This is a genomic window from Bradyrhizobium sp. LMG 9283 (assembly GCF_045571415.1).
Classification (GTDB): Bacteria; Pseudomonadota; Alphaproteobacteria; order Rhizobiales; family Xanthobacteraceae; genus Bradyrhizobium.
The window spans coordinates 4,123,914-4,140,497 of the sequence record NZ_CP120691.1 but is presented as its reverse complement, the minus strand read 5'-3'; the positions used below and the strand labels follow the sequence as shown (position 1 = coordinate 4,140,497).

Here is a 16,584-nt window from a genome sequence, read left to right as displayed (position 1 = left end):
ACGCCGCACGCGCCTTCGTCCTTGACAAGGCCGACTCCTTCTCTTACTCGATATATATCTTAGTCTCTAAGAGATTTAGTGACCGTAATTTCTCCTAGCACTACGGAAACGTCGGGAGCAAGCCATGTCCAACCGTCCCCGCAAGGCCCTGATCATCGGCGCCGGTATCGCCGGGCCCGTGGGCGCCATCCTGCTGCGCCGCGCCGGTATCGAATCCGCGATCTATGAGGCTTGGCCCTATTCGAAAGGCATCGGCGGCGGCCTCCAGATCGCCCCGAACGGCATGCATGTGATGGACGAGATCGGGGTCGCGAACGAGCTGATCAGCCGCGGCTCGGTGGCGGAGGCGCTCGACTTCTATTCGCAGGGCGGCGAGAAGCTGGGCTCGATCAACCGCGACTTGGCGCGGCGCTTCGGCCAGCCGGCCGTCAACATCTCCCGCGCCACGCTGAACGAGATCCTGATCGACAAGGCCTGGTGCGCCTGCGTCTCGCTCTATTTCGAGCAGCGCCTGGTCAAGATCGAGGATCGCGGCGACCAGCCGATCATCGCCTACTTCGCCGACGGCACCACCGCCGAAGGCGATTTCCTGATCGGCGCCGACGGCGTCCACTCGGTCGTGCGCCGCCAGGTCGTGCCTGACGGGCCGCAGCCGTTCGACACCGGCCTGATCGGCTTCGGCGGCTTCGTCCCGCACGCCGTGCTCGACGGCAGGCCCATCGGCCGGCATGTCGAAACCACCTTCGGCCAGAGCGGCTTCTTCGGCTACGGCTATTGCAGCCCGGATCCGAACGACGGCGTGATGTGGTGGAGCACCCAGCCCGCGCACGGCATGGACGCGGCGATGTTCCGCGCGCTCGACCACGCGACGCTGAAACAGCATCTGCGCGGCTTCCATCACGGCTGGCACGATCCGATCCCCGCGATCATCGAGGCCGCCGAGAACATCGTGGTCACCGACACGCTCGACGTCGCGACCCTGCCGACCTGGTCGCGCAAGCGCTCGCTCCTGATCGGCGATGCCGCGCATGCGACCAGCCCCCACGCCGGCCAAGGCGCCTCTCTCGCGCTCGAGGACGCGATGCGGCTCGCGCGCTTGATGCAGGAAGGCCAGGAGCTCGGCGCCACCTTCCAGGCCTTCGAGGCCGAGCGCCGGCCGCGCACCGAGAAGATCGTCGCGATCGCCCGCCGCAATGGCAACAACAAGCGCGAATTCAGCGCCACCGGCGCGTGGATGCGCAACCAGATGCTGAAATGGCTGTTGCCGCTGGGCGCCAAAGGCATGGATTTCATGTACGCGTATGACGCGCGGGCGACGTAGATTTCTTCTCTCCCTCTCCCCGTTCTTACGGGGAGAGGGTTGGGGTGAGGGGCAGCCTCCGCAATCACGGTGAGAGTTGGACTCGCGGAGGCTCCCCCTCACCCGCCGCGCTTCGCGCGTCGGCCTCTCCCCGCAAGCGGGGAGAGGCGAAGGAAACGCCTAGCCTTCCACCGCAAACGTCAGCCCCGCATTGTCCCGCAGCCGCTTGATCAGCTTGTGCTGCATCGCTGCGCCCGGGGTCCAGAAGCCGGCCGGAACGTCTGCCGCATCGCGCAGCAGGCAGATCGCGCATTCGGAGATCATCTTCGAGGTCGAGCCGTAGCCGGGATCGCGGTCGCCGGTCACGCCGGCGCGGACCATGCGGCCGTCGGGAGCGATCGCGACGTAGAGCAGATTGAACAGACCGTTCTCGCGCTCCTCCTTCGACGGCCCCTCGCCCGGCTTCGGCGCGTTCGGGCCGGTCTTCTCGGCATTGGCCGCCATCACGCGCTTCGCATTGGCCTCGCCCTTCTCGCCGGGACCGGTCAGGACCATCTCGTCGTAGACGAACTCCTTGCCGTACGGAAAGCCCATCAGCATGTTGGAGCGATGGACGTTGCGGGTGTTGATCAGCGCCATCATGAACGGCGCGGCCCAGGATTGCAGGTCCTCCTCGTAAGTAGCCCTGTTGCCCTTCGGTTGCTTCGGGCCGGTGAAGCCGGGCGTCAGCGCGAAGTGATCGTTGAGGATGGCGACAAGGCTGAGATCCTTGGCAACCGCATCGAAGGTCGCTTTCGCACTCGCCGCGGTGCCGCCTGACAGCGTGCCGCGCATGTCGCGCACGCGGCCCTTCACGCGGGCAGCCGGCGCGCCGAAGACGCGTTTCGCTTCCTCCTGCACGAAGAACGTGCCGAGCTCGAATGGCACGGAATCATAGCCGCAGGAGAACACGATGCGCGCGCCGCTCGCCTTGGCCGCCGCCTCGTACTTGTCGATCATCTGCCGCATCCAGACCGGCTCGCCGCAGAGATCGAAATAGTCCACACCCGCAGCGACGCAGGCCGCGAGCAGGTCTTCGCCATAGAATTGATATGGACCCACCGTCGTGATCACCGACTTGGTCTGCGCCAACATCGCCTTCAGGGACGCCGCGTCCGACGCATCCGCAACGATCAGCGGCGTGTCGGCGGGCGCGCCAATGGCCTCGCGCACCGATTTCAGCTTGTCGAGGCTGCGGCCTGCCATCGCCCATTTCAGCGTCGTGTCGTCCTTGTAATGCGCCGCCAGATATTCGGCGACGAGCTGGCCGGTGAAGCCGGTCGCGCCGTAGACGACGATGTCGAATTTCGCAGAGCTCATGATCGGCCTTTACTTCTTCGCGTAACTCACGCCCATGCCGGCACGGACGTCGCTTTGAATGCCATAGGGCGGGATCGGATAGCGCAGGCCGTTCTTGGCCAGCGCCTTCATGCCCTCAATCGCCTTGGCGAGATGCGAGGGCTTCAAGGCCATCAGCATCTCCTCGTCCGGCACGCCGCCATAGCGCCGTTCGGCATAGCATGGCAAGGACAGGCTGGGCTCGCCGGTTTTCAGCGCCCGCCCCCAGGAATCTGCGCACGCGGTTTCGCCGACCACGCTCCACTCGAATTTCTTGTAGCCGGTATATTGCAGCCCGTTGATCAGGATGATCATCTGCCCGGGCGTCGCATAGACAAGGCAGATGTCGGGCGGATCGAGCCGGCCGCTCGCCAGCGGACTGACGGCGAGCGCCTGATAGTGTCCGAACGGAACCACGTCCAGCGCCTCCTGACGCTTGCGCGCATCTTCTGCGGTACCATGCCAGACCCCGACATAGTTCTCGCCGGCGAGCCATTTGTCGTCCTGCGGCGCAAGCCCGATCACCGCGCGGCATTGGCTACCTACGAGATCGTCGGCGGTGATGCCGACGGTCCAACCGAGGCGCGCCGCCATGCTGACGATCTGGTCGGTGGTGTGAATTGCATTCGGGCGGCGGACCTTCGGGATCGCCTCCATCTCTGCGGCCGTTGCGAACAACTTCATGCCGATCACATTCGTCTTCAGCCGCAGCAAGCTATTGAGATCGGCGACGAGGCCGGCAAGATCGATCCTGTCTGCACTCTGCTGTTGCATGGCTTCCTCCGCGCCGGCGATCGCGCGCCGTTCTTGTCTTGGTGCCCTCGTTCTAGTCCTTGCCCGGTCCCGGAAGCAACTCGCCGGTCCGGCCCCTCAGACGGTAAGCCACGAGTCCGATCCACTCGCGTACGGCCACTTCGGTTCGGCCCAGCCCGTCCGCTCCTACGTTGGTGAAGGAAAAAAGATCGTCTCGTCCCCCCATCCGCCAGTCCACCGGATAGGCCTCGACGTCAAATCCGGCCTTGCGGAAGATCCCCATCGAGCGCGGCATGTGGAAGGCCGACGTCACCAGGAGCCAGCGCTCGCCCGGTTTCGGCGATACCAATCTCTTGGTGAAGATCGCATTCTCCCAGGTGTTGCGGGAATCACGTTCGAAGATCAGGCGTTCCTTCGCTATGCCGAGATTTTCCAGGATCGGCGCGGAATAGTCCGCCTCCTTCGCCTCGGTCGAAACCAGGTTCGCTGAGCCTCCGGTGAAGACGATGCGCGCGTTCGGATAGCGGCGCGCAAGCTCGGCCGGCGCAAACAGACGATCGGCGGCGTGCGCGACGACCGGCGTGCGATGCGCCGCCGACAGATCGGTGTCGACCGAGCCGCCGAGCACGATGATGCCGTCGGGCGCGCCGCGCGAGGCGTCCCACGCTGGAAAGCGCGATTCCAGCGGATAGATCAGGAGATTGCCGAGCGGCGAGAACGCCGCCAGCGCCAGCAACACCAGCGTGGTCACGGCAAGCTTGCGGCCGAGCGCGGCAAAGCGCGTGGCCATCAGCACCAGCGACAGGATACCGAGCTCGACCAGAAGGTTGATCGGCAGCAGCGCGGTGCCGAGGGTCTTAGACAGAACAAAAAACAGGGGAGCCTCGCTGAAATCATCTAACCTGTCTGTACGGGGCTTGACCGGCCGCGCCATCTTCAGAAATCTTCATGAAAGAGGATCGATCGCCGGGTCAAGCCCGCGGCCGAGGAAACCGACCGGACGCGGCACATGACCCATCATCACCTGCATTCCAGCCCCGAAACCTGTCATTGGGGCTTCTTCGAAGCCGCGCTCAAGCCCGTCCTCAGCATTGCCAGCGGCGATGAGGTGACGGTCGACACCATCAGCGGCGGACCGGACATGCTGCCCGATTGCGACACATTTCATATTCCGCCTGAGATGCACCAGGTTCATGCCACAAACGAGCGCATGCTGCCCGGCCACATCCTCACCGGCCCGATCGCAGTCGAGGGTGCCGAGCCCGGCAACGTGCTCGCGGTCGAGATCCTCGACGTCCAGCTCCGGCAGGACTGGGGCTGGAACATGATCAAGCCGCTGGCCGGCACCCTGCCTGACGATTTCCATGAGACGCGCATCCTCAACATCCCGCTCGACCGGACGCGGATGGTCGGCCGCATGCCGTGGGGTTTAGACCTGCCGCTCAAGCCGTTCTTCGGCGTGATGGGCGTGTCGCCGCCACCTAGCTGGGGCCGCATCTCATCGCTGATCCCGCGCGCGATGGGCGGCAATCTCGACAACAAGGAGCTCGGTGCGGGTGCGACGCTCTATCTGCCGGTGTTCGTTCCGGGTGCGATGTTCTCCTGCGGCGACGGCCACGGCGTGCAGGGCGACGGCGAGGTCTGCGTCACCGCGATCGAGACCGCGCTGCAAGGCCGCTTCCGCCTGACGGTGCGCAAGGACCTCAGGCTCGACTACCCCCGCGCCGAGACGCCGACGCACTACATGACCATGGCGATGGACCCCGATCTCGACCAATGCGTGGTGCGTGCGCTGCGCGACATGATCGCGCTGCTCGGCGAGACGCGAAATCTGTCGCGCGAGGATGCCTACACGTTGTGCAGCCTGGCCGCCGACCTCAGGGTGACCCAGACCGTCAACGGCGCCAAGGGCATCCATTGCATGATCGAAAAGACGATCGTGCACGGCTGAGCCGCCGCGCGCTTCCCTGACCTGCCGACATCGAGCCCCCGCCCGGTCTTCCCCGCGGCGCCCCGCGCCGTGTCCGATTCCCAAGCGATTTCAACCAGGTGGGCTGCTGCTTTGGCGCTGATTTGACTTCCACCCCCGAACCTAAATAGAGTCTTAATCGTTACTTTTATGTACCCGAGTAAGAGGCTAGCGTTCGGGCCATGGCCACCGAAAAAGCCGAGACTGACCGCATTCCCGTAACCTTGGCGCTCTCGACCATCGCCTATCTGGAGAAGCTGGTGAGACAGGGCACCCACGGCACCAGCGTTCCCGGCGTCGCACGGACATTGATCGAGGAAGGCATCCGTCTCGCCATCAAGGACGGGCTTCTGTCGATCCGCGACAATGGCAGGACGTGAGCGCGCGCTGGACGTGAGGCGGACGGATCTCGAGTGGGCGGATGGCCGACATCTGCAACCTGGGATCGTTACACATGCCTGTTCTCTCGCCCACCTGGACCGACGAACGCATTGAACTGTTGAAGCGGCACTTCGAGGCCGGCCTCTCCTGCAGTGAGATCGCCGCCGACATCGGCGTCAGCCGCAACGCCGTGATCGGCAAGTTGTCGCGGCTGAATCTGACGCGCGGCCGGACGGCCGAGGAGCGCAAGGTCCGGGACAGAAGCTTTGCGCCGGCGCGCGCGCCGAGAGCGGTCCCGCGGCTGCAATACGAGATGCTCGCCACGATCTATGGCGAGGCCGACGCGCCGGTGGTCGCAGGCCCGATCGACGAGGCCAATCGCTGCTCGCTGCTGGAGCTGGCCGAGAACCGCTGCCGATGGCCGATCTCGACGCCGGGCGAAGACGATTTCTGCTTCTGCGGCAACACGACGCCCGACGGCCAGCCCTATTGCGCCGGTCACAGCCGCCTCGCCTACCGGTCGTATGCGCGCGCTCGCGCGATACGCGGCTGATACTGCAGCATCTCCAAAAACAAAAAACCTCCGGCGGGGCATCACCGGAGGTTTCTGGAGGCTTAGCATGAAGCTAAGAGCCGCAACTTTCGTATTTGGCTGAGAGTCATATAGCTTAGTAACTCAGGTAAGTAAATAAATCTGAGGCGATCGAATCGCATGGCTCGTCTTCGCCTTCCGCAAAAGGCCACCGGATTTTCTGAACGGCCCTCTTTGCGGAAAAAGCCCCGGCGGTTTCCCGCCGGGGCTTCATCAAAGTTTGATAAACCTAAGGCTTACCAGTTGCGCTGGGCGCGCAGCAGCAGGCTGTAGGTGTCCTGGTCCTTCAGCTCGTAGGTCGCCGCCGGCTTGGCGACGCCCGTCAGGGCTCCGGTCGTGATCACGCCCGAATACTTCTGGTCGAGGTGGCTGTAGGTGAAGTCGGCCGAGAAGGTCAGGTTCTTCACTGGCGTCCAGCGGGTGATGACGCCGACCTGGCCGATGTTGAAGTCCGGGTTGCAGGTGCCGGTCAGGGTGGCGAACGCGGCGCTGCCGCAGATCAGGCCTTTCGCCGTGCCGCTGTAGTTGACCGCAGCCCACGCGCCGTACAGCGCCGTGTTCCAGTACGGATTCCAGTTGTGGGTGTAGGCACCCCGGAAGCCGTAGGTCTTGGTCAGCTCGAGCTGCCCGCCCGGGCCGAACACCGCGTCAGACACGCCGGCGAAGCCGATGCTCTGATAGGCCGCGTTCGAGCTGCCGAACATCGAGTAGCTGGTCGCGGCCAGCTCCTGGAAGTTGTAGCGGCTCGCACCTTCGGTGTAGACGCCCGAGATGTTGATCACGTCGCCGGCGCCAGTCGGGATGTTCTTGATGCCCAACGCGAGCTGGACGGCCCAGCCCCACTTGTCTTCCGGATGACCGGTGGCTTCAGTGGCGCCGTAATAGGCGACATGGTTGTCGTGCGCGGCGACCGATGCCTGGAAAAGACCCCATGCCTGATCGACGCGAACCATCGCGACGAGATCGGGCGAGCGGCTGCCGCCGAGGTCGTTCGAGCCGTAGGCACCGCCGAGCACGCCCGTGGTCGACATGCCGGCCGTGTTCCAGATGTTGGTCTGGAAGACCTGCGTCTGGTCCTGCGCCGAGAACGAAGCCGTGATGCCCTGGCCGAAATCGGCCGTGTAGGTGAACTGCGCCACGCCGTTGGTGGTGCCGCTGCCGCCGACCAGCTGGTCGAAGTTGTTGCCGGGATAGTTGATCCAGGGCGCGTCGAACTGCGACACCGCCTTACCCATGGTGAAACCGGCGAACTGGATGAAGGCGTAGTAGACGCCGAGCGCGCCGCCGGAGATGCCGCCGTCCGTGCCATTGACCGCGCCGCCGCTCGAGCCGGTGAGGCCGGTGCCGGCCGCGTTGAGGCCGATCGTGCCGCTGTACTGGGTCGCGCCGGTGGCCGAACCGGTGCCGCCATAGTTGCCGGTCGTCCAGGTGAAGACCGCGTCGAAATAGGTACGGACGACGCCGTACTCGGTCGCGGTGCGGGTGTCGATGTTGAGATCTTCACGAGCGCGCATCGAGTAGTAGTTGGTCAGGCGGTTGTTGGCCGCGAATACGCCGTTGTACTGGGCGCTGTAATTGCCGCCGGCGTTGAGCGCCACTTCGGCACGCAGATAGCCGCCCAGCTTGATGCAGGTGTCGCTGCCCGGGATGTAGTAGAAGCCGGCGCCGTACAGCGTGCAGATCTTGACGTATTCGACCGCCTTGGCCTTGACCGGAAGATCGGCCGCCTGGGCTCCACCGACGGCGATCAGACCCGCCGCAGTGCCGAGCAAAAGGCTCTTCACCACTTTCATTTAAAACCTCCAAGTTGCTCATTTTACGGAGACCGGACCGTGAGGCCCCCCATGATCCCCATCTCTCAAATCCGCTCGGCCGCTTTGCGCTTTCGGCCACACCCGCATTCGAGGCGAGGGACGTGAGCGAACCACCTGCAACGGGACGATCGAGTACCCCCCACCGTCACGCATCAATATGCCTGCCCTGTTCCGCTAATCAAAATAGTTTATTAGCTCAGCTTATTGGTTTCACTAAACCTGTGCCCGCGGCGCAACACTTCGGCCGGGGCCTATAGCCTGACTTTCTCATCTTTGTAATTTTAGTGACGAAATTACCCTGCTCTGCACTTGCGTCAGGGCAGGCTTGCGTGGACTATGGCATCCCACGATCACCGGCCTGAAAGATCAGTTCACGGGAGTGACGCTGTGTCCGCGACGAGGAAAGAGGGAGCGCGCCTGCGCTCGATCGGCAACCTGGATATCATCAGGCGCTTCACCTGGGAGATATCGTCGATCAACATGTATCTGGAGGAGGTGCGGCAGATCTGGGCGCGGACGCTCGGCATCAGCGGCCCGCAATGGCTGATCCTGATGGCCATCTCCGACCTCGACAAGGACGATGGCATCCCGGTCAACGTCGTCTCCAAGCTCCTGCACGTCGATCCGTCCTTCGTCACCACGCAATCCAAGCTGCTCGAGAAGAAAGGCCTGCTGCGCCGCCGTCCCTCGCCGACGGACGCAAGGGTGGTGCGGCTGTCCCTGACCGAGAAGACGCAGAAGCACCTGGCGAGCCTCAACGAGCAGTACAAGACCATCAAGGAATTCGTCTTCCAAGAGTTCGACGAGCACGAGCTCACCGAATTCACCACCAAGCTCGCGATGTTGAAGTCGCGCCTCGAGAAGGCCTGCGTCCGCCTCAGCCTCGATTTTTAAGGGAGATCGTAGCGCTTCAGATTCGCAGAGCCGAACTGAGCCGGGATTCGAGCCAGTCGAAGATGTATTCGTTGGCGAGGCTCGGATTGTCCGCGTGGGCCTGCGCGGCGCCGGTTTCACCGGCGGTGAACACCTTGAGCATGACCTCGGAGCTGCCAAGGCGCGACGTTTGCACGATCTGGCGGGCGCGGTCGGCCTTGAGCCAGCCGTCCTCGCCCAGCGTGATCAGCACCGGACATTCGGCGCTGGAGGCCATCAGCGGCGCGTGGGGCACCGGCACGATGCTGACGTCGCTCATCGCAAAGCGGCTGGCGAAGAAGGCCCGCTCGTGCAAGTCCCACAGTCCCCCGTCGCAAACGGCCGCCGCCAGTCGCGGCTCCTGCAACACCGCGCGCGCCACGAAGGACGAGCCCCAGCCATCGGCCACGATGGCGATGCGGCCGACATCGACATCGCTGCGCGTCTCCAGATAGTCCATCACCGCCGGAATTGCGCTTTCGAGATCCCGGCGCCGCAGCAGCACGTCGAGATAATCGTCGCGCTGATCGCCGAACAGGTCCAGCGCCAGCATCGCAAAGCCACGCTCGCGCGCATGCGGCGCCAGCTTGAACAGAAACTCTTCCTTGCGGTGTCCGGGCTCGCCGATGCAGATCACGGTCGGGTCCGGCCCTCGACCCGAGGGCACAGGCAGGAAATAGCCCTGCAACGGATGGTCATCGAGCCAGGGGATCGTCACGACTTCGCCGGGGGGCGTGCGCGCAGACAGATAGCGGCGGGCGCATTCCTGCGTCGCCAGCACCGCGACCCAGCGGCGCTCGTCGGCCGCCTCGAGCGGCATCGCCGCCGCAGCGTAGTAGTTCATCGCGCGCAACCAGTTGCGCTGCGCGCTCGCCAGGTGACCCTCCGCAAACGCGGCTTCGGCGCGCTGCCGGTTGGCCCGCGCCAGCCTCTTCCACTCGCGATGCCAGGACCGGTCGTCGCCGCGCTTCAGCTGCCGTGCGATCATCAGGCATTCCGCGATCGTGGCGCCGCCCTCCTGGGCCGCGGTGAGCAGTCGCGTGAACTCAGCGGAAATGTCCTCTCGTTCCGGGCAAAGGGTCCAGTCGTCGGAGAGGCATGCGGGAATCATCGGGAGCTACGCTCTATCGTCGCGTTACGCTCATTGACTAAACTATTTCAGTTCGCCAACCAAGCGGCCGTGCGCTCGATGAGAGGGGTTTCAGATCACCATCGCTTGAACATCGTCATGTCGCATGCGTGACATTCCGATTGATCATGGAGCAGGCGAAAATTGGCAAGAGGTGGCACGCAAAATTGCTTACCCATCTCTTGCCATGATGATCATCATACCTATATTTGCGCCCGCTCGGAGGCGGCCTCAACCAAGCCGCCAGCCGACCTCCTGCGTGATACTTTCGAAGAAGGCGCGGTCGTAAGCCTGCTCCGGCGTGGCGCGCACGCGCTCGTCGAGCTGTTTGGCGTCCTCGCCGACGAGAATGCGCCAGCGTTCCGCCTTGACGCCGTCGAGAATGATCTTCGCCGCCTGCGCCGCCGTCGTCGGCGCATCCTCCAGGAAGCTGCGGGCACGCTTGGCGAAGGCCGCCCGGATGTCCTCGTCCGACATCTTGTCGGCATCCGGCACGCCGGCCGCGGCCATGCGCTTGCGGGTCAGCGCCACCTCGTCGTCGCTAAGCCGCTCCGAGCCGTCCGCGCTCTGCACCTTGCGCGAATTGGAGACGATCGAGGTGCCGATGTGACCGGGCATCACCACCGAACATTTGACGTGCGGGGCATGCAGGCGAAGATCGTTGATCAGCGCTTCGGTAAATCCTTTCACGGCGAACTTGGCCGAGCTGTAGGCGGTGTGTGCCTGGTTCATGCCGATCGAGGCCCAGAAGCCGTTGACGCTCGCGGTGTTGATGATGTGGGCCTCGTCCGCGGCGACCAGCATCGGCAGGAAGGTGCGCACGCCGAGATAGACGCCGCCCCAGCAGATGTTGAAGGTGCGCTCCCACTGCTCGCGCGTGTTGGTGAACAGACTGCCGCCGCCGCCGATGCCGGCATTGTTGAACAAGAGATGGATCTTGTCCGTCTTCTGCTGCTCGGCGAGCTCGTCGCGAAAACGCTTCAGATGATCCTCGATCGCAACGTCGGCGACATGAGTCGTGACGCGCAGGCCCTGCGGCAGCTTCTCGACCTCACACAGCCGCTTGGTCTCGGCCATCGCCGCTTCCGAGACGTCGCACATCGCGACGTTGCAGCCCTCGGCTACGAGTTGCCGCGCGAGCTCGCGCCCCATTCCCGTGCCGCCGCCGGTGATGACCGCGATCTTTCCAGCAAAATCCTTCATGGGACTCGGTCCCTCCCCTTGTCGGTATGTTTTTTCGTCACAGCGCCGCGCAGCGCGGCGCGCGCAAAACTGTAGCAGCGCCACATCCGCGGGTAAAAGCGGCGCGCTGTCGTTCGATATCAGTTATTTCGGCGGACGAACTATTCCGCCGCTGCGACGCGCGGCCGGCTCAGCGCATGGGGCACGCCTCGTGAAAAACCATCGGGTGGCTTGCACCAAAGATCGGGGATGACTGCCCGCCACCCGTATTTGCCCGGGTTAAGGGCATTTTTTTACAATCCGAATCGTCAAATGGGTGATGGACGCTGGGTTGAGTCGGCTAGGCCCGCGTGTTGTTTGCGTGTCACAGGCTCTGGCACTCCGCTTGCATCCTCTTCGTGGTCAGAAACAACCGATGAGGTGACAGGAATGTTCGTGACCGTCGTTGCCGTGCTCTGCCGGCTTAGCGCAGCCAGCTCAGGCAGTTGCGTCGAGGAAATCGTGACCGACAGCAACATGACGCCCGAGATTTCGATGATGCAGTGCGCGGTCGGCGCACAAGCCCCCTTAGCGAAATGGATGGGCGAGCATCCGATCTATCACGCCAATTGGCGCCTCGAGCGTTACAAATGCGTGCCGGGTCGTTACGAGATAAAGGGCCACGCCTAAGGTCCTGCAAAACTACGGCTTCGAGGAAACGCCCCGGAGGCGCAGGTCTCCCTCCGCATGGGCTCGACAGCGCCAGCTTCATTAAGCTGCTGCGCTCCATGACAACGATCACACCTTCTCCCTTAGGCCACCTCACGCAAGATGATCGCACGCGCGCGTCGTCCCTCCGGCGTCGGCATCAACGGGAAGTTGTGGGGCTGGTCACGGAGCAGATGCAGCTCGACCGCCACGCCCACCGCCCTCGCCCGCTCCGTCAGATCGAGGCTATCGGGGTAGAGCAGATCGCGAGTCCCTGCGAAGATCGTCATCGGCGCGAGCGCGCGGAAGGCGCCGTTGAGCGGGCTGACGAAGGGATGGCCGACATCGAGCGCGCCGGCATAGAGCCGCCCCGCCTCGATGATGCCCGGAATGTCCTGGATTGGATCGCGCGCCGCGATCGCCACCTGCTCAGGACGGCTGACCGAGGCTTCGGCCGCCGGCGAGATCAGCACCAGCCGGCTCGGCTGCCGATGGCCGCGATCACGCAGCCACTGGCAGGCCGCGAGCGCGAGGCCTGCGCCGGCCGAATTGCCGACCACCGTGACCTTTGCTGCCCCTGCGTCTTCCAGCAGCATGCGCAACAGCTCGGCCGTCGCCGGCACGACGTCCTTGGCGGTCGCGCGCGGCGCCAGCGGATAGATCGGCACGACGCACGAGACGCGCGCCTTGCGCGTCATCTCGCCGACAAAGCGCCAGTGCCCCGGCACGATCTCGTTGATGTAGCCGCCGCCATGCAGGAACATGACGTAGTTGCAGCCCTCGTGTCCTGACGACGGCGTGGTGTAATAGACCGGCCATCCGCCCATCTTCGTCAGCGTTGCCTCGACGCCGCAGCCAAGTCCCGTCGGCTCGAACGTTGCCGGCTCCAATGCGAGCTTCTGCACGTGTGCCTGAACGGCTTCGGCCGACGCAAGCTGCTTCTTGAACGGAAGAAGGCGCAGCAGCAGGTTGAAGGCGCGGCTTTGCAGGCTTGGTGCTGGATCGCGCCGGGCCGGTGGACTGAACACGCAACCGCCCGGGCACAACTGCAAGGCCGACACGATTCTGGCAACGCTCATGGCCACATCCCCATCTGGCTCTTTCGAAATGGCGACAAAGAGGCTTGCCGACCCGCCGCCACTTGCCGGTATAATGTGAGCATTCACTCGCTTTTCCTACTCGCATTCAGATCACAAGGCCGTGGCCCGCAAACCGCCCACAAAACCCCGGAAAAATGCCTCGCAGGAGCGATCCCGCGCCACCGTCGACGCGCTGGTCGAGGCAACTGCTCGCATTCTGGTCAAGGAAGGCTTTGAGAAAGCCAGCACCAACCGTATCGCCGAAATCGCCGGCGTCAGCGTCGGCTCGCTCTACCAATACTTCCCAAGCAAGGAAGCGCTCGTCGCCGCCGTGATCGAGCGTCACAATGAGGAGATCATGGCCATCGTCCGCACAGCGCTCACAGAGGTCGCCGACCTCCCGATCGAGAAGGCCGTGCGAAAACTCGTCGCCGTCGCGATCGAAGCCCACCGCATCAACCCGAAACTGCACCGTGTCCTCGCCGAGCAGATCCCGCGCACCGGCCAGCTCGCCGAGGTCGAAGCCTTCAACCGCGAGGTCCACACGCTCGTGCGCGCCTATCTCGAAAGCCGCCGCAAGGAGATGCGCAAGATCGACCCGGGGTTAGCGACGTTCATCTGCGTCAGCGCGATCGAGGCGATCGCGCACAACACGGTGCTGAATGCGGCCGAGATGCTGTCGGAGAAGACGGTGCGGACGCTGGTGGACGAGACGACGCGGATGGTGGTGGGGTATTTGAGGTAGGTCGCGTCAATGCTCAGCAGGCGAGCTCCTAGGGAATCCGGCGCTCTCGAAGCTCCCGAATCTGCCGCCCGATCGCGATCGCCCTCTCCTGCGCCCACAATTGGTCGTATTGCGCGACTTCATGCCTGACGAGATCTTCCGACGTCGCGCCCTGCACGATCCGTTCTCTATTCTTCTGACTGCAGAAATGGGCAACGAGTCCGGCAATCTTTTGCTGCTCGTCTGAAGTTTGATTGGACAATCGCGCCAAGCTCTCGCGCCACAGACAATCCTCGCGCGCGATCTCATCACGAAGGACCTGCATCAGCCGATCAGTTTCTTGATCTTTCGGCCGGTCGCCGGCCAAGGTAGGCGAGGCGGTCACCGCGAACGTACAGAGCAGAGCGATCCGATACATTCCCCCCATCCCACCAGGCCGCCATGATGACATAATGCTCCTGTTTTGCCCGACGAGACTGAGCAAGAATTACTCGTTTTGGCGGAGTCAGGCCGGTGTGGGCGACCGATTGCGATCGGAGGCGGGTGATTGATCCAGAAGGCCTCTGGAGCAAGCTGGATGCCCTGCAGGAGGGCTGCGAGGGTGCCTCGGCCAGGAGCGAGCGTCTTTGCGAGGGCGGCCAGAAACACGTCTAAGCCAAGAATGTTGAGCACGCGGGTAAAGTTGTAGCAGAGCGCCATCAGGTTCCACTCACCGCGGACCTTATCGAAGCCGCGGACCAGGAAATGACGATAGCCGGCGCGGCATTTGAGCGTGCCAAACGGATGCTCGACGATGGCAAAACGACGGCGCATCAGCTCGCCTGCACCCTGCATCCGCGCGCGATGACGTTCAAGAACGCCTTCATGCTCCCAGCGACCGATCGTCCGGTAGGCCGCGTTCGACGAGAGACACTGGACCTTGAGCGGGCAGGTCCTGCAGATCGCTCCGCGCGCCGCATAGCGGATCTCGATGCGGCCGCTGGTGTTCTTTTGCCTGCTCTTCATCGGATGTAGCGGTTGGCCGGCAGGACAACGGTAGGTGTCGGTTGCGCCATCATAGTTGAAGTCCTTGAGGGCAAAGCGGCCTTGCTTCTCGAGCCGGGCGTTGCCCTCCGGCACCGGCACATAGGGCGTGATGCCATCGTCTTCACAGGCCTTCAGTTCGCGACTGCTGTAATAGCCCTCATCTGCCAGCGCCTGCAGGGCCCCGACCTCGAGAGCCTCTTTTGCCGCCATGGCCATCGCATGTAGCTGGCCGACATCGCTGCTGTCGTTCACCACCTCGCTGGCGACAATGAGCTTGTGCTTGTCATCGACGGCGGTCTGCACATTGTAGCCTGCGACGCCCTGGCCGCTCTTGACCAGAAGCCGGGCATCCGGATCAGTCAGGGATAGCTGCGTCGCGCCATTCTCTTCCAGCCGAGCAAGGTCGCCTTGTGCGCGCAAGCGCTTCGCCAGCAGCGCCGCGATCTTCGCACCGATGTCGCCGCCACCTCCGCCGCCGCCATCGGGGCCATCCTTGCCCGGCTTCTTGGCTTCCGCGGCATCATTGTCCTCAAGGCACTTGCCGTAAGCCTCGATCTCTTGGTCCAGCTTGATGATCTGATCGGCAAGCCGTTTGCGCGTAAAGATGCTGGCCTTGCTGGCGTCGCCATGGAAGAACGAGCCGTCAATTGCAACAACGCTGCCGCCGACAAGACCAAGCTCGCGCATCAGCAGCACGAAGCTGCGGTTGGCTGCCTTCAGCGCCGCCCAGTTCTCTTTGCGGAAATTGCCGATCGTCCGATAACCCGGCTTCAGATTCCTCAGCAGCCAGATCAGTTCCAGATTGCGGCCGGCCTCCCGCTCCAACCGACGCGACGACCTGATTTGGTTGATGTAGCCGTAAAGGTAGAGCTTCAGCAGATCGGCTGGATCGTATGGCGGCTGGCCGACCTCTTCAGCCTTGCGATCCGCATGGCGAAAGCCGAGCTTGGCAAGGTCGAGGACACGAACGAAGCTCTCAATCGCCCGGACGGGGTTGTCCGGTCCGACATAGTCCTCAATCCGAGCAGGAAGCAGGCTGGCCTGGTCGCGGCTCTCGCCGGTCTTGAATGTGCGATTCGTCATGAACAGAATCGTACATCAACTCACCAAAATGCCGAGTTCTTGCTCAGTCTCGACGCGTCAAATCGCTTCGGAAAAACATCATCCCATCAATGCCATCGCTACTGTGCATGGGGTTGTTTTTCGAAATTTCGATGCACTGGCCGCTGAAGCCGCCAGCACTCCAATCACGCGATCCGCCAAGGGCGGGAGCAAGCCCCACGCCGACGGTCAATCCACCCAACCGATGCTTTGGAAAAATGGTCGGAGCGAGAGGATTTGAACCTCCGACCCCTAGTCTCCCAGCCTATTTTTTGACAGTTAGGGAAACAAACCGAAACGAGGTATATCCTGTATTTTCAGTGCGTTAGCGCCCACGAGGCCCTCGGCGTTTCATGAGGTTTCGTCGCATTTAGGGCTGAGCCCTACTACCCCAGGGGCGGCGCAGGGAAAGCGAACGGGGTGAATATCTGAAGCGCCGTCACAAAGCGGGGCCGCGCTTAGGGGCTGCTCTGAAGCGTGTCGGTTCGACCAAACGCAAACGACCACTCTGCACAGGCAATTGCTCCCCACAGGGTGACAGAACTCCCAACGGCAATT

Annotated in this window: 17 protein-coding genes; 8 read left to right on the top strand and 9 right to left on the bottom strand. The window is 63.4% G+C overall.

Annotated elements, in window-relative coordinates; translation table 11 throughout:
• Positions 1-124: 124 nt before the first annotated feature.
• Positions 125-1,321, top strand: a complete 1,197-nt coding sequence (locus P6U29_RS19560; protein WP_407119046.1) for an FAD-dependent monooxygenase — start codon at positions 125-127, stop codon at positions 1,319-1,321.
• Between the two features lie 159 nt (positions 1,322-1,480).
• Here P6U29_RS19560 and P6U29_RS19555 read toward each other — a convergent pair whose 3' ends face one another.
• Genes P6U29_RS19555 through P6U29_RS19545 form a run of 3 tightly spaced genes read right to left on the bottom strand, consistent with a single transcriptional unit; the run spans position 1,481 to position 4,271 of the window.
• The gene (locus P6U29_RS19555; protein ID WP_407119045.1) at positions 1,481-2,659 is read right to left on the bottom strand and encodes a saccharopine dehydrogenase family protein; all 1,179 of its coding nucleotides are present in this window, start codon (positions 2,657-2,659) and stop codon (positions 1,481-1,483) included.
• A gap of 9 nt (positions 2,660-2,668) precedes the next feature.
• The gene (locus P6U29_RS19550; RefSeq protein ID WP_407119044.1) at positions 2,669-3,451 is read right to left on the bottom strand and encodes a DUF169 domain-containing protein; all 783 of its coding nucleotides are present in this window, start codon (positions 3,449-3,451) and stop codon (positions 2,669-2,671) included.
• Between the two features lie 52 nt (positions 3,452-3,503).
• A complete protein-coding gene (locus P6U29_RS19545; protein WP_407119362.1) occupies positions 3,504-4,271 on the bottom strand; it encodes a YdcF family protein in 768 nt (255 codons plus the stop codon).
• 168 nt (positions 4,272-4,439) lie between these two features.
• Between P6U29_RS19545 and P6U29_RS19540 the strand changes: the two genes are divergently transcribed.
• The 3 genes from P6U29_RS19540 to P6U29_RS19530 all read left to right on the top strand — a co-directional run bounded on the left by P6U29_RS19540 (position 4,440) and on the right by P6U29_RS19530 (position 6,333).
• Positions 4,440-5,381, top strand: coding sequence for an acetamidase/formamidase family protein (locus P6U29_RS19540; protein WP_407119043.1), 942 nt, complete (start codon positions 4,440-4,442; stop codon positions 5,379-5,381).
• 200 nt (positions 5,382-5,581) lie between these two features.
• Complete coding sequence (locus P6U29_RS19535) at positions 5,582-5,779, top strand: hypothetical protein (RefSeq protein WP_024341172.1); 198 nt, start codon at positions 5,582-5,584, stop codon at positions 5,777-5,779.
• A 74-nt stretch (positions 5,780-5,853) separates the two neighbouring features.
• Positions 5,854-6,333, top strand: coding sequence for a GcrA family cell cycle regulator (locus P6U29_RS19530; protein ID WP_407119042.1), 480 nt, complete (start codon positions 5,854-5,856; stop codon positions 6,331-6,333).
• Between the two features lie 275 nt (positions 6,334-6,608).
• Here the strand turns inward: P6U29_RS19530 and P6U29_RS19525 are convergent, their stop codons facing one another.
• Complete coding sequence (locus P6U29_RS19525) at positions 6,609-8,165, bottom strand: porin (RefSeq protein WP_407119041.1); 1,557 nt, start codon at positions 8,163-8,165, stop codon at positions 6,609-6,611.
• A 408-nt stretch (positions 8,166-8,573) separates the two neighbouring features.
• On the opposite strand from P6U29_RS19525, the gene P6U29_RS19520 reads away from it, so the two are divergent.
• A complete protein-coding gene (locus tag P6U29_RS19520; protein ID WP_407119040.1) occupies positions 8,574-9,080 on the top strand; it encodes a MarR family winged helix-turn-helix transcriptional regulator in 507 nt (168 codons plus the stop codon).
• A 16-nt stretch (positions 9,081-9,096) separates the two neighbouring features.
• On the opposite strand, the gene P6U29_RS19515 is transcribed toward P6U29_RS19520, so the two are convergent.
• Entirely contained in the window at positions 9,097-10,209 is a 1,113-nt protein-coding gene (locus P6U29_RS19515; RefSeq protein WP_407119039.1) for an alpha/beta hydrolase family protein, read from the bottom strand.
• 249 nt (positions 10,210-10,458) lie between these two features.
• The gene (locus P6U29_RS19510; protein WP_407119038.1) at positions 10,459-11,430 is read right to left on the bottom strand and encodes an SDR family NAD(P)-dependent oxidoreductase; all 972 of its coding nucleotides are present in this window, start codon (positions 11,428-11,430) and stop codon (positions 10,459-10,461) included.
• A gap of 408 nt (positions 11,431-11,838) precedes the next feature.
• Between P6U29_RS19510 and P6U29_RS19505 the strand changes: the two genes are divergently transcribed.
• Positions 11,839-12,078, top strand: coding sequence for a hypothetical protein (locus P6U29_RS19505; protein WP_407119037.1), 240 nt, complete (start codon positions 11,839-11,841; stop codon positions 12,076-12,078).
• A 122-nt stretch (positions 12,079-12,200) separates the two neighbouring features.
• Here the strand turns inward: P6U29_RS19505 and P6U29_RS19500 are convergent, their stop codons facing one another.
• Positions 12,201-13,175, bottom strand: coding sequence for an alpha/beta fold hydrolase (locus P6U29_RS19500; protein WP_407119036.1), 975 nt, complete (start codon positions 13,173-13,175; stop codon positions 12,201-12,203).
• Between the two features lie 121 nt (positions 13,176-13,296).
• On the opposite strand from P6U29_RS19500, the gene P6U29_RS19495 reads away from it, so the two are divergent.
• Positions 13,297-13,920, top strand: coding sequence for a TetR/AcrR family transcriptional regulator (locus P6U29_RS19495; protein ID WP_407119035.1), 624 nt, complete (start codon positions 13,297-13,299; stop codon positions 13,918-13,920).
• Positions 13,921-13,948: 28 nt separating this feature from the next.
• Here the strand turns inward: P6U29_RS19495 and P6U29_RS19490 are convergent, their stop codons facing one another.
• Both P6U29_RS19490 and P6U29_RS19485 read right to left on the bottom strand, forming a co-directional pair.
• Positions 13,949-14,317 carry a hypothetical protein gene (locus P6U29_RS19490; RefSeq protein ID WP_407119034.1) on the bottom strand — a complete coding sequence of 123 codons (369 nt, stop codon included), beginning with the start codon at positions 14,315-14,317 and terminating at the stop codon, positions 13,949-13,951.
• Positions 14,281-16,008 (bottom strand): IS1182 family transposase, encoded by a 1,728-nt coding sequence (locus P6U29_RS19485; RefSeq protein ID WP_407119033.1) that lies wholly within the window; start codon positions 16,006-16,008, stop codon positions 14,281-14,283. Before P6U29_RS19485 ends, P6U29_RS19490 begins: the two co-directional genes overlap by 37 nt.
• On the opposite strand from P6U29_RS19485, the gene P6U29_RS19480 reads away from it, so the two are divergent.
• Positions 16,007-16,267 (top strand): hypothetical protein, encoded by a 261-nt coding sequence (locus P6U29_RS19480; protein ID WP_407119032.1) that lies wholly within the window; start codon positions 16,007-16,009, stop codon positions 16,265-16,267. The genes P6U29_RS19485 and P6U29_RS19480 overlap by 2 nt on opposite strands.
• Positions 16,268-16,584 lie beyond the last annotated feature (317 nt).

Bases quoted from the DNA above. Each gene is read 5' to 3' on its own strand.
- P6U29_RS19560 (WP_407119046.1), top strand. From the start codon at position 125: ATGTCCAACCGTCCCCGCAAGGCCCTGATCATCGGCGCCGGTATCGCC.
- P6U29_RS19555 (WP_407119045.1), bottom strand. From the start codon at position 2,659: ATGAGCTCTGCGAAATTCGACATCGTCGTCTACGGCGCGACCGGCTTC.
- P6U29_RS19550 (WP_407119044.1), bottom strand. From the start codon at position 3,451: ATGCAACAGCAGAGTGCAGACAGGATCGATCTTGCCGGCCTCGTCGCC.
- P6U29_RS19540 (WP_407119043.1), top strand. From the start codon at position 4,440: ATGACCCATCATCACCTGCATTCCAGCCCCGAAACCTGTCATTGGGGC.
- P6U29_RS19535 (WP_024341172.1), top strand. From the start codon at position 5,582: ATGGCCACCGAAAAAGCCGAGACTGACCGCATTCCCGTAACCTTGGCG.
- P6U29_RS19530 (WP_407119042.1), top strand. From the start codon at position 5,854: ATGCCTGTTCTCTCGCCCACCTGGACCGACGAACGCATTGAACTGTTG.
- P6U29_RS19525 (WP_407119041.1), bottom strand. From the start codon at position 8,165: ATGAAAGTGGTGAAGAGCCTTTTGCTCGGCACTGCGGCGGGTCTGATC.
- P6U29_RS19515 (WP_407119039.1), bottom strand. From the start codon at position 10,209: ATGATTCCCGCATGCCTCTCCGACGACTGGACCCTTTGCCCGGAACGA.
- P6U29_RS19510 (WP_407119038.1), bottom strand. From the start codon at position 11,430: ATGAAGGATTTTGCTGGAAAGATCGCGGTCATCACCGGCGGCGGCACG.
- P6U29_RS19505 (WP_407119037.1), top strand. From the start codon at position 11,839: ATGTTCGTGACCGTCGTTGCCGTGCTCTGCCGGCTTAGCGCAGCCAGC.
- P6U29_RS19500 (WP_407119036.1), bottom strand. From the start codon at position 13,175: ATGAGCGTTGCCAGAATCGTGTCGGCCTTGCAGTTGTGCCCGGGCGGT.
- P6U29_RS19490 (WP_407119034.1), bottom strand. From the start codon at position 14,317: ATGTATCGGATCGCTCTGCTCTGTACGTTCGCGGTGACCGCCTCGCCT.
- P6U29_RS19480 (WP_407119032.1), top strand. From the start codon at position 16,007: ATGAACAGAATCGTACATCAACTCACCAAAATGCCGAGTTCTTGCTCA.
- P6U29_RS19485 (WP_407119033.1), bottom strand. From the start codon at position 16,008: ATGACGAATCGCACATTCAAGACCGGCGAGAGCCGCGACCAGGCCAGC.